Genomic DNA, 12,332 nt, shown 5'->3' on the forward strand with positions numbered 1-12,332 from the left:
TTTATCATACAAAAATTCTAAAATGTTTTCTATCATTCTAGATCTTCGCATATCAATAATTACCCCAATACTTTTTTTATCTTTATAGATCCTTTTTTCTAAATCCCAAAAATTTTGTGAAGCAGGGTGTTCTCTTTGTAGTATTTCGATATATTCCTTATTTAATTTCTCCATGTAATTTTCCTGCCATACGGGCACTTTTTTTCTTAGTATTTTCCAATCTTTTTCATTCACATCATACATATTTTTTCTCCTAACCCACATAGTTATCAGCTAAGTGTATGCTCTTTTTCTATCAACTCTTAAGATATACTTTCCTTGGGATTATGATATCATATAAACAATTTTTTTTCATTTAGTTTATGAGGAATGATATCTCAATATCTTAAGATTGAGTTTTCATCTCATTGATAAACGAAGAACGGCGTTGGAAAATTATGGTTGACACAAAAGTTAGCTTATGCTAATATATTGTCGTAAGTTAGATTAATCTAACAACAGGAGGCGTTCAAATGACATTAACGATGGCACCGAAAGGTGAGCAGGTCTTGATTCATAAAGTGACAGGAAGAGATGATGTACGGAATCATTTAGCTGATTTAGGATTTGTAGAGGGTACGAGTGTTTGCATGATCAACGAATTACAAGGAAATGTGATCGTCAATGTAAAGAATACAAGAATTGCATTAGATAAAGCCTTATCGAATCGTATTATTGTGAAATAAAGAAAGAAGGATAGAATGATGACGTTAAATGAAATCAAACCAGGTAAAAGTGTAGTAATTAAGAAAATGATGGCAACGGGTGCTATGAAAAAGAAACTTATGGATATGGGACTTACAAAGCATACAGAATTATTTGTTAAAAAGGTGGCACCTTTGGGCGATCCTATCGAATTAACGGTTCGTGGATATGAGCTATCTATACGAAAAGCAGATGCAGCAACCATTGAAGTTGAGTAAAAAATGAAACAAAGCTTCAATTAATATAACGAGGAGGATGAGTATGAAAAGAATTGCATTGGCAGGTAATCCAAACTGCGGTAAAACAACCATGTTTAATACGTTTACAGGTAGTAATCAATATGTGGGGAATTGGCCAGGGGTAACGGTTGAGAAAAAAGAAGGAAAATTGAAAGAGCAAAAGGATATCATTATTGTAGATTTACCTGGGATTTACTCTTTATCACCATATTCTTTGGATGAGGTGGTCGCAAGAAATTATTTAATTGAAGAAAAGCCGGATGCTATGATCAATATCATTGATGCGACCAATTTGGAGCGTAATTTATATTTAACAACACAACTTTTAGAATTAGGAATACCTGTGGTTGTGGCATTGAATATGATGGATTTGGTTAAGGATCGAGGTGACCATATCGATATCGCAAAATTGAGCAAAGAACTAGGTTGTGTGATTGTCGAAGTATCTGCTTTGAAAAATCAAGGGTTAACTCAGTTGATTGAAGAAGCTATGAAGGCGACAAAGCAAAAACAGCAGAAAGATCCGGCTATATTTGAAGAACCTTTGGCTGGGGCAATAAAGGCAATAGAAAAAATTATTGTGAAAGATCATGATGCGTCAAATCTGCATTGGTATGCGATCAAATATTTAGAACAAGATGAGAAACTTATGAAGCAAACAACGTTAAACAAAGCAAAGCTACAAGAAATTGATCAGATTCGCAAACAATTGGAAGATCGATTGGATGATGATGCGGAAAGTATTGTGACCAATGCACGTTACGAATATATTACTGGTATTTTAAAACGTAATTATAAAAAAGCTCATATCGGGCTAAGCGTTTCTGATAAAATCGATCAGATCGTGACAAATCGCTGGTTAGCATTGCCTATATTTGCGTTGATCATGATCTTTGTATATTATATCTCGGTCTCTACCATTGGAACCATTATAACGGATTGGGTAAATGATTCTTTAGTCGCAGAAATGATTCAACCGGCTGTAGGGAATTTCCTTGTAGGAATCGGTGTTGACGAATGGGTCAATTCTCTGGTTGTAGATGGCATTATCGGTGGCTTAGGTGCACCTCTTGGGTTTATTCCTCAAATGGCCATTTTATTCTTGTTTTTATCAATATTAGAAGATTGTGGATATATGGCACGTGTGGCATTTATCATGGATCGTGCATTTCGTCGTTTTGGATTATCAGGAAAAAGCTTTATTCCTTTGATGATTTCTTCAGGTTGCGGAGTACCGGGAATCATGGCGACGAAAACAATAGAAAACGATTTAGACCGTCGTATGACGATCATGACTACCACCTTTATTCCATGTGGTGCTAAGCTTCCTGTCATTGCGTTGATTGCAGGTGCTTTGATGGGAGGAAGTTGGTGGATGACTCCGATGATGTATTTCATTGGTATTGCAGCTGTAGTATTATCAGCAATCATTTTGAAAAAAACAGCAATGTTTGCTGGTGATCCATCTCCGTTTGTGATGGAACTTCCTGCATATCATTTTCCAAGTGTTAAGGGTGTTTTGCTTCATGTATGGGAACGTATTTTAAGTTTTATCAAAAAAGCGGGAACGATTTTGTTCTTGTGTTGTGCCGTAATGTGGTTTTTAGGCAGTTTCGGTTTTGAAAACGGAAGTTTTGGATTGGTAGGAGAAGAATCCAGTCTGTTGGCAACCATTGGTGGTTTCATTGCTCCGATCTTTGCGCCACTTGGATTCGGTAACTGGCAAGCGGTTGCAGCATCATTATCAGGATTTGTTGCGAAAGAAGGTATTGTCTCAACCATTGGTGTTGTGCTGGGTCTTGGAGAAGCAGGAGAAACAGATCCGGGATTATGGTCAGCGGTCATGACGATGTTTCCGACAGGTATGGCAGCTTTCTCATTCTTATTATTTAATTTGTTAGACTCTCCATGTCTTGCGGCAATAAGTACGGTTGCGAAAGAGATGAATTCAAAGAAATGGACATGGTTCACAATTGGCTTTCAAACGGTCTTTGCTTATACCATTACGTTGATGGTATATCAAATAGGTAGTTGGATTGCTTATGGAAGTTTTGGGGTAGGTACTGTGATTGCTTTATTTATCTTGGTAATATATTTATATTTGTTATTTCGTCCTACGTCTGAAAAAAGAGCGTTCAAAAATTCTATGCGAGCTATGAATCAAGCATAAAAGAAAGGTGGAAATGTGATGGCAACCATTGTGATTTTAATGATTTTGATCTTATGTGCGGCTTTGGCTATTTCATCTATCAGAAAAAAGCATAAGCAAGGATGTGGATGCGGCTGTGAAGGCTGTGGAGGTAATTGTTCCCATACAAATCTATATCAGAGTTATAAAACCGATCATATAGGATAAGAAAAGCATGGAGGATGAGTGATCATCTATTCCATGCTTTTATTTGTGTGGAACAACATCAATGATGCGATCAGCCAAAACAGAGAATGGCATTGTTTGTAACCAAACTTTACCAGGGCCTTTTAAAGTTGCTAAGAAAAATCCTTCTCCACTTAAAAATTTGTTTTTTAGACCTTTTACAGTAGTGATATCGAAAGTTACGCTTTCTTCAAATGCTGCAATATATCCTTGATCGACTTTGATCATTTCTCCTGGCGCAAGTTCTTTTTCAACAACATCACCATCGATTTCCAAAAAGGCAGTTCCTGGACCGGTCATTTTCTGTAAGATAAATCCTTCTCCACCAAAAAATCCTGTGCCTAGTTTTTTACGAAAATGTAATTCTAGTTTCACACTGTCTTCTGCAGCAAGAAAGGCTGTTTTTTGAATGATCTTGGTTTCTCCATCACGTAAGGTTAGAGGAACGATCTTACCTGGAAAACTAGAGCCGAATGCAATTTCTGCATCATCATGATCGCTCATATAGGTTGTCATAAAAATGGATTCACCACTCATAGCACGACCTAACCCTTTTAATAAACCGCCTCGGGTATTGCTGTCCATATCAAACCCATCATCCATCCAGCACATTCCTCCGGATTCAGTATAAATCTTTTCTCCCTTATCTACTTTACAAACTACAACGGGTAATTGCCCGCCAACGATTTCATATCTCATATGATCGCCTCCTTACCTTCATTATACAAAATAATAGGAAGAAAACAATTGTATTTCAAGAAAAAAAGAAATACACTTAACATATGGAACCAATAGGATCAGATAAATCTATCGTATCTGTAAGTTTCTTGTATGGTTCATAGGAGGTTAAGCATGGTGATGAAAACTTTGAGAGTTGCTGTAATCGGATTAGGAAAGATATCTAAAAGAGTCATAGAAGGGATACAATATGCAGAACATGCGACATTGTATGCAGTAGCATCAAGAGATTTCAATAAAGCGAAAGAGGTCAAAGAGCGATATCAATGTGATGTATGTTATGGAAGTTATGAAGCATTATGTCAGGATCCTTTGGTTGATCTTATTTATATATGTACACCCAATCCTTTACATAAACAACATATCTTATTATGCTTAAGTTATCATAAGCATGTGATTTGTGAAAAACCGATGGTAGCGAATCGAAAAGATTTAAAGGAATGTTTTTCCTATGCGAAAGAACAAGGGTGTTTCCTCATGGAAGCACATAAAACCTTATTTACTCCTCTGAATCAAAAAATCAAACAGATGGTGATGGATGGGGTCATAGGTAAATTACAATATATAGAAGCAGGATATTGTAGTCGCTTAGATATTGAACATTCTGGAATAGCTTCTTGGTGTTTTCGTGAAGAGGATGGTGGATGTTTTTATGATATCGGTGTTTATGCGATATGTTACGCTAATTTTTTCGCAGGTCAAAATCTTTCTGAAATCAAGCTTATGTTAGAACATGCCAAAGAAGGGTATTGTGTACAGGCACAAGGGATGCTTAGATATGAGAATAATGTCATGGCACTTGTAAGAAGTAGTTGGAAGACAGCGATAGAAAATAAAGGATATTTGTATGGTGAAAAGGGAAGGATCGTGTGCGAAAATTTTTGGAAAAGTAAGGAAGCAGTGTTGATACAAGGTGATGTAAACAAGAAAATAACGGTATCCATGCAAAGTGATTTTACAGGAGAAATAGAACATGCGATTTCTTGTATTCAAAAGGGTCTCATACAAAGCCCGATTTTGGGATATGAACAGAGTGATCAGATTTTGATGGTATTGGAAGAAAGTCACCTGGTCTGATTGAATTATGAAGGAAAAAAGTGTAAAATAAAATCACTATGAAAACGGAGGATGAAATTTTATGAAAACAGAGACAAAGTGTTTACATGCAGGATATGAACCAAAGAATGGAGAACCAAGAGTCTTACCAATCTATCAAAGTACGACCTATAAATATGATTCAACAGAATTCGTCGGGCAGTTATTTGATTTAACAGCAGAGGGACATATGTATTCACGTATATCTAATCCTACAGTGGATGCCGTAGAAAAGAAGATTGCCGCTTTAGAAGGCGGTGTTGGTGCGTTATGTACAACAAGTGGACAAAGTGCAAGTTTTATTGCGTTAATGAATCTTTTGGAAAGCGGAGATCATGTCGTATCTTCTTCTACTATTTATGGTGGAACTGTGAATCTATTCGCAATCACGTTTGAAAAATTTGGGATAGAGGTTACTTTTGTCGATCCTGATGCTTCTAAGGAAGAAATCGAAGCGGCAATTCGACCAAATACGAAAGCTGTTTTTGGAGAAATCATGGCAAATCCGGCAATGAATGTATTAGATATTGAAAAGTTTGCGCAAATCGCACATGCACATGATATTCCATTGTTGATCGATAATACGTTTGCGACACCGATCCTATGTCGTCCATTTGAGTGGGGTGCGGATATCGTCATTCATTCTACGACAAAATATATGGATGGACATGCGTTACAGGTTGGTGGTGTCATCGTTGATAGTGGTAACTTTAATTGGGCAAATGGTAAATTCCTGGGCTTAAGTACACCGGATGCTTCTTATCATGGCATCGTTTATACGGATACTTTCGGTAATGCTGCTTATATCACAAAAGCAAGAGTACAGCTTATGAGAGATTTGGGGTGTTATCCTGCTGCTCATTCTGCATTCTTGTTGAATATTGGTTTGGAAACCTTAGCAGTACGTATGAAACAGCATTGTGCCAATGCATTAAGCATCGCAGAGTTCTTAAAAGATCAACCGGATGTAGAGTTTATCAATTATCCGGGCTTAAAGGATGATAAATATCATGCATTGGCTGAAAAATATCTTCCTGATGGATGTTGTGGTGTCATCAGTTTTTCCATCAAAGGAGGAAGAGAGCGTGCCGCAAGCTTCATCGATCATTTAAAGCTAGTTTCTTTAGAGGTACATGTTGCGGATATTCGTACTTGTGTATTGCATCCAGCTAGCTCTACTCATCGCCAATTAACAGATGAACAGTTGGTAAATTGCGGTATTACTCCAGGTCTGATTCGCTTATCCTGTGGAATTGAAAATGTAGAAGATATCCTGGATGATTTGAAACAGGCATTTGCGGCAATTTAGAAAGGCAATATCATGCCGATTAATATACCGAATGGACTTCCTGCAAAAACGATTCTAGAGAGTGAGAAAATATTTGCACTGGAAGAGGAAATTGCACAAAAACAGGATATTCGTCCCCTAAGAGTTGTGATTTTAAATTTAATGCCAAAAAAAATCGAAACAGAAACACAGATCCTTCGTTTGATCAGTAAATCACCCCTTCAGGTTGATATTGATTTTATGATGGTGAAGGGACATGTGTCAAAAAATACGAGTGTAGATCATTTAGTGAAATTTTATGATACATTTGATGAAATCAAGCAACATAATTATGATGGTTTGATCATCACCGGTGCGCCGGTAGAACATTTACCATTCGAGGATGTAGATTATTGGAATGAACTTTGTGAAATCATGGAGTGGAGCAAGACACACGTATTCTCTACCATTCATATTTGTTGGGGAGCGCAAGCGGGTTTGTATTATCATTATGGTATTGCAAAAAAATTGTTAGATCATAAGGTGTTTGGTATCTTTCCACAAAGACTATGTGATGAATATAACTTTTTGACCAATGGATTTGATGAAATTCATTTGACACCGCATTCTCGTCATACTGCAATTGATGAAGAGGCGCTTTCTAAAATAGAAACGTTGGAGATCTTAAGTAGATCCAAAGCAACAGGAAGTAACATCATAGCGACGAAAGATTTTCATCAAATCTTTATATTGGGACATTTGGAATATGGAAAAGAAACATTATCACAGGAATATTTTCGTGATTTAGAACAGGGAAAACCAATTCAAATCCCTTATAATTATTTTCCTGAGGATGATCCAGCCAATGGACCGGTGTTTTCATGGAGAAGCCATGCAAACCTCTTGTATCGAAATTGGTTGAATTATGTATATCAAATGACACCATTTGATTTAAATGAGATAGAGGACATATTTCAAGAAAAATAAGCAGGAATGCAGGACAACTCCTGCATTTTCTTGCTATAATAGAATTCAGAGGTGATGAGAGTGGAATATAGAGAGATGAAACATGGAGAACGAGTATCCTTGTTAGGTTTTGGATGTATGCGGTTTCCTATGAAGCAGGATGGTAGTATCGATGAGGAAGAAGCGGAAAAAATGATTGCTTTGGCAATGAAACAAGGTGTGAATTATATCGATACCGCCTTTCCTTATCATAATGGAGAAAGTGAACCGTTTTTAGGAAGAGTCTTGAAACAATATGAACGAAGTTCTTTTTATTTAGCAACCAAGCTTCCTATGTTTAAGATCAAGACCTTACAGGAAGCAAAGGAAATGTTTGAAAATCAATTACAACGTCTGGATACGGAATATTTTGATTTTTATTTATTACATGCAATGAGTAAGGAACGCTTTGATATCGTGAAAGAGCAACATATCATAGATTATTTGGAAGAACAGCAAAAAGCTGGTAGAATCAAAAATCTTGGTTTTTCCTTCCATGATGAATATGAAGTGTTTGAAAGTATGATTCGTTATCGTGATTGGGATTTCTGTCAGATTCAATATAATTATATTGATCGTAATATTCAAGCTGGAGATCGAGGTTATGCTTTATGTAAAGAAAAAGGCGTGCCAATGGTTGTGATGGAACCGATTAAGGGAGGCAATCTTGCATTTTTGCCTAAGGATATCGCTTTAGATTTTAAACAGGTAGACCCAAATGCCAGCGTTTCGTCTTGGGCACTTCGTTGGGTAGGAAGTCATGATAACGTTAAGGTTATTTTAAGTGGAATGTCTACCATGGAGCAGGTGGAAGATAATCTTCATACGTTTGCTTCTTTTAAACCATTGACTGAAAAAGAAGAAATGATAGTGGAAACTGTCGCAGAGAAGATTTTATCTAGAACAAGAAATGGTTGTACCGCTTGTCAATATTGTATGCCTTGTCCTTTTGGAGTCAATATTCCGGGAAACTTCAAGCTATGGAATGAATACGCAAGATATGGTAATCCAGTATCTATCAAACAAAAAAAGGCATCGATGAAGGAAGAGGAAATGGCACAAAATTGTAAAGAATGTGGGCGTTGTGAAACACTTTGTCCTCAACATATCGCAATTAGAGAAGATTTGAAAAAGGTACATGAAGAATTAGGGAATCTATGAAAGAGCAGAAATGCTCTTTTCTTTTCAAAATTGAAGAAGGAACTTATTTTTCGTATTTCAAGAAAAGAAATATGATGGTATAATAAAACAAAGGGGGATATGCATCATGGAACTTAAGAAAAGTCATCACACCTATCTATATGATGTTTATCGAAAAATCATATTATTAGCGATACTAGCACATAGTGGCTATGCCATGTTGTGCTTTATGATTTCGCAACCTTTTTTAGGCGTATATAATATAGGAAGTATGATATTTTACATCATTATGTTGCAATTCGCAAAAAAGCAATTTTTTAAATTGATTGTATCAACCATCCATTTAGAGGTCACCATTTTTGTTGTGGTATCTGTGTTGATTCTAGGATGGGATTCGGGATTTTCAATGCTTTTGATTGCAATGGCATCGCTTGTATATTTTTGTCCTTTTGATCACCCTTGGATCACTTACTTTATAAGTTTATGTGAAGTGTTGGTGTTTATTGTCTTTAAACAAATCACGGATCTGATGCCTTTACCAGAGCCACAATTAGAAGAAACGATGTTGCGTTGGTTTTACTTGTTGAATGCTTTGGCAAGTTTTGCAATCATATTATACGGAGCTTTTATTACGAATATCAATTCTCATATGAGAGAAGAACAATTATGCAAGGAAAATGAAGATTTACAGGCAATTGCTTATTATGATCAATTGACTGGATGTTGGACAAGACATCGCATGTATCATAGCTTAGAGGATGGGTCCATACATCCTAAGTTTATAGCATTAGGAGATGTGGATGATTTTAAAAATATCAATGATCGTTTTGGTCATATGTGTGGAGATGCGATCTTGCTTCAGATTGCCACGATCATAAAGGAACAACTTTTTCAAAAAACAGCCATCATTCGCTGGGGAGGAGAAGAATTTGTTTTCTTATTTGAAGAGGAAGATGAGGTAGATGTATCTTATCAGATCGAATCCATTAGAAAAAGTATCGAAACATATCACTTTCATTATGAAGAGGAAGAGATTCATGTGACAATGACCTTTGGTATTAGCAAAATCGAAAATGATTTAGAATCAGCAATCTATTGCGCTGATCAGAAAATGTATAAAGGAAAAAGGAGCGGAAAGAATCAGCTCCAGTTGTAAAAAGGACAGATGTCCTTTTCTTTTTGTGCGTTTTTAGGTATTTGCCTTACCCGTTTTTTACCCTGTGGATAGACTGATACTAGGGAGTGAATATCTATGACATTACAGGAATGCAAACTGAAAGAAACCGTTGTTGTGTCCTATATAGAAGATTGTGAAATGAAACGAAGATTGCTTGATTTAGGCTTTGTCAAAGGGGCTAGTGTAACGCCGGTATTAAACAGTCCCAGCAAAGGGATGCGAGCTTATTTGATCAAGGGTTGCAAGATAGGTATCAGAAATTCAGAAAGTAGGTATATTCAAGTCATAAAGGAGGAGTGACATGCTGTTCGAAAAAATGATGGAAGTAAATGATGAAATCAATGCATCTTATCAAAAAGAAAAGGAAGGCTATACGATTGCTTTGGTAGGTAATCCTAATGTTGGTAAAAGTACCGTATTCAATGCATTGACAGGAATGCATCAGCATACAGGAAATTGGCCGGGAAAAACGGTAGAGCTTGCGAAAGGAAGCTATGTGCATCATGATATGACACATCATCTGATAGATTTACCAGGGACTTATTCCTTATTGGCTCATTCCAGTGAAGAGGAAGTCACAAGAGATTATATCTGTTTTGAAAAGTGCGATATATGTATGGTGATTTGTGATGCGACATGCTTGCAGCGAAATCTAAATTTAGTATTACAAACGATGGAGATTACGCCTCATGTGATCATGGTTGTCAACTTAATGGATGAAGCAAGAAAAAAACACATTGAAATCGACATCAAAACATTGAAAAAACGATTGGGTATTGAAGTTGTAGCCATGAGTGCGAGAAGTGAGGAAGGCTTCGAGGACTTGAAAAAAGCAGTAGAAATCACTGCTCGTCAGCAAACCCAACAACGTATCGTCTTTCGATATGATCAAGAAATCGAAGACAGTCTGACTGCAATTAGTGATGTGATGATTACAAAAGCAGAAAATAAACGCTTTTTGGCATTAAAGCTTTTAGAACCAAACAAAGAGAAAACACGATTTTATGGACAGATAGAAAATAAGGAAAGCTGTAAAGCTATGGTAATTGAACAAATAAAACGATTAACAGAAAAAGGAATCTATACATCCTTTGAAGATCACATCGTAGAAGCGTTGCATCAAAAGGCAAAGGAAATCAGTGAAGAAAGTATGATCTTCCATAATGCTGCTTATTTACAAAAAGATGAAAAGCTAGATCGTATGTTTACAGATAAACGATGGGGCTTTTTATGGATGATCGTATTGCTATCAGTGATATTCTGGATTACGATATCTGGCGCAAATGTACCAAGTGAGTTTTTAAGTGCCCAGTTTACCTCATTTGAAGCTTGGCTACATCAGCTGTTTCAATCGTGGGGAGTTCATGTTGTCTTAGAAAACTTTGTGATAGATGGCATGGTCAAAACTGCAGGTTGGGTCATTAGTGTAATGTTACCACCTATGGCAATTTTCTTTCCATTGTTCACGATATTAGAAGATTATGGATATCTACCAAGAATTGCGTTTAATTTAGATGGCTTTTTTCAAAAAGCATGTACGTGTGGAAAACAAGCTTTGACCATCTGTATGGGCTTTGGATGTAATGCGGTAGGAGTCAGCGGAGCAAGGATCATAGACTCGCAAAGAGAGCGTTTAATTGCTATCATCACAAATGTTTTCATCCCTTGTAATGGAAGATTTCCCACGCTGATCGCACTCATCACTATGTTTTTTGCCGGTGCATGGCTTGCTCCTTGGGATGGGGTATTATCTACACTTCTGCTTACCGGTGTTATCTTGTTTGGTATCATGCTTACGTTTTTGGTATCCAAGATGTTAAGCAAGACACTATTAAAAGGAATACCAAGCAGTTTTACCTTAGAACTGCCACCGTATCGTAGGCCACAGTTTGGAAAAGTGATTGTCCGTTCTATTTTTGATCGAACCTTATTTGTACTCGGACGTGCGATTTCAGTTGCAATTCCTGCAGGGGCGATCATATGGTTATTGGCAAATGTTACGATACAGGATGTAACGTTGCTTGCAATGATTTCAAATTTTCTAGATCCATTCGCAAGACTGATGGGATTGGATGGTGTCATTTTATTGGCTTTCTTACTTGGCTTTCCGGCAAATGAGATCGTTGTTCCGATCATGATCATGGCTTATATGGCCAGTGGCTCCATGAATGATATCAGTGATTTAAGTGTTTTGAAAACACTCTTTATAGACAACGGTTGGACTTGGGTAACGGCGATATGTACTATGCTATTTTGTCTTGTACACTTTCCATGTGCTACTACGTTATTGACGATCAAAAAAGAAACAAAAAGTTTCAAATGGACAATGCTATCCTTCTTGATTCCGACAGTCTTGGGTGTCATACTTTGTATGAGTGTTCATTTCATAGCACAATTCTTTCTGTGATTAGGTTATCGTGAAAACGATAGCCTTTTTTCTGAGTGCAAATGATATAAATTGAAACGCTGATCAAATTCTAGTATAATGATACATATTTTAGCATTCATTTCTGATTTTTATCATGCAAAATAGAAATGTGATTCATAGAAAAG

13 protein-coding genes are annotated in these 12,332 nt (G+C 36.7%); 11 read left to right on the forward strand and 2 right to left on the reverse strand.

Annotated elements, in window-relative coordinates:
* A partial coding sequence (locus UGRO018_RS11395) for a multidrug transporter (protein ID WP_416326611.1) occupies nt 1–243 on the reverse strand: 243 nt, incomplete at its 3' end.
* A gap of 269 nt (nt 244–512) precedes the next feature.
* Between UGRO018_RS11395 and UGRO018_RS11400 the strand changes: the two genes are divergently transcribed.
* The 4 genes from UGRO018_RS11400 to UGRO018_RS11415 are packed head-to-tail and all read left to right on the forward strand — an operon-like array spanning nt 513 to nt 3,339.
* Nucleotides 513–725 carry a FeoA family protein gene (locus UGRO018_RS11400; RefSeq protein WP_416326612.1) on the forward strand — a complete coding sequence of 71 codons (213 nt, stop codon included), beginning with the start codon at nt 513–515 and terminating at the stop codon, nt 723–725.
* Between the two features lie 15 nt (nt 726–740).
* On the forward strand, nt 741–962 hold the full coding sequence (locus UGRO018_RS11405) for a FeoA family protein (RefSeq protein ID WP_463667561.1): 222 nt from the start codon (nt 741–743) through the stop codon (nt 960–962).
* 43 nt (nt 963–1,005) lie between these two features.
* Nucleotides 1,006–3,153 carry a ferrous iron transport protein B gene (gene feoB, locus UGRO018_RS11410; protein WP_416326613.1) on the forward strand — a complete coding sequence of 716 codons (2,148 nt, stop codon included), beginning with the start codon at nt 1,006–1,008 and terminating at the stop codon, nt 3,151–3,153.
* A gap of 18 nt (nt 3,154–3,171) precedes the next feature.
* Nucleotides 3,172–3,339 (forward strand): FeoB-associated Cys-rich membrane protein, encoded by a 168-nt coding sequence (locus tag UGRO018_RS11415; protein ID WP_416326614.1) that lies wholly within the window; start codon nt 3,172–3,174, stop codon nt 3,337–3,339.
* A 39-nt stretch (nt 3,340–3,378) separates the two neighbouring features.
* Here UGRO018_RS11415 and UGRO018_RS11420 read toward each other — a convergent pair whose 3' ends face one another.
* A complete protein-coding gene (locus UGRO018_RS11420) occupies nt 3,379–4,056 on the reverse strand; it encodes a TIGR00266 family protein (protein ID WP_416326615.1) in 678 nt (225 codons plus the stop codon).
* 153 nt (nt 4,057–4,209) lie between these two features.
* Here UGRO018_RS11420 and UGRO018_RS11425 point away from each other — a divergent pair, with 153 nt between their 5' ends.
* The 7 genes from UGRO018_RS11425 (at nt 4,210) to feoB (UGRO018_RS11455) (ending at nt 12,186) form a co-directional block, all read left to right on the forward strand.
* Nucleotides 4,210–5,172 carry a Gfo/Idh/MocA family protein gene (locus tag UGRO018_RS11425; RefSeq protein WP_416326616.1) on the forward strand — a complete coding sequence of 321 codons (963 nt, stop codon included), beginning with the start codon at nt 4,210–4,212 and terminating at the stop codon, nt 5,170–5,172.
* Between the two features lie 61 nt (nt 5,173–5,233).
* On the forward strand, nt 5,234–6,499 hold the full coding sequence (locus UGRO018_RS11430) for an O-acetylhomoserine aminocarboxypropyltransferase/cysteine synthase family protein (protein ID WP_416326617.1): 1,266 nt from the start codon (nt 5,234–5,236) through the stop codon (nt 6,497–6,499).
* A gap of 12 nt (nt 6,500–6,511) precedes the next feature.
* A complete protein-coding gene (gene metA, locus UGRO018_RS11435) occupies nt 6,512–7,444 on the forward strand; it encodes a homoserine O-acetyltransferase MetA (RefSeq protein WP_416326618.1) in 933 nt (310 codons plus the stop codon).
* 54 nt (nt 7,445–7,498) lie between these two features.
* Nucleotides 7,499–8,623 carry an aldo/keto reductase gene (locus UGRO018_RS11440; RefSeq protein WP_463667562.1) on the forward strand — a complete coding sequence of 375 codons (1,125 nt, stop codon included), beginning with the start codon at nt 7,499–7,501 and terminating at the stop codon, nt 8,621–8,623.
* A gap of 106 nt (nt 8,624–8,729) precedes the next feature.
* On the forward strand, nt 8,730–9,758 hold the full coding sequence (locus UGRO018_RS11445) for a GGDEF domain-containing protein (protein ID WP_416326620.1): 1,029 nt from the start codon (nt 8,730–8,732) through the stop codon (nt 9,756–9,758).
* Between the two features lie 96 nt (nt 9,759–9,854).
* A complete protein-coding gene (locus UGRO018_RS11450) occupies nt 9,855–10,079 on the forward strand; it encodes a FeoA family protein (protein ID WP_416326621.1) in 225 nt (74 codons plus the stop codon).
* A gap of 1 nt (nt 10,080) precedes the next feature.
* Nucleotides 10,081–12,186, forward strand: coding sequence for a ferrous iron transport protein B (gene feoB / locus UGRO018_RS11455; RefSeq protein WP_416326622.1), 2,106 nt, complete (start codon nt 10,081–10,083; stop codon nt 12,184–12,186).
* Nucleotides 12,187–12,332 lie beyond the last annotated feature (146 nt).

It is taken from the genome of Hoskinsella mucinilytica (assembly GCF_045223415.1).
GTDB classification, from domain to species: Bacteria; Bacillota_I; Bacilli_A; order Erysipelotrichales; family Erysipelotrichaceae; genus Hoskinsella; species Hoskinsella mucinilytica.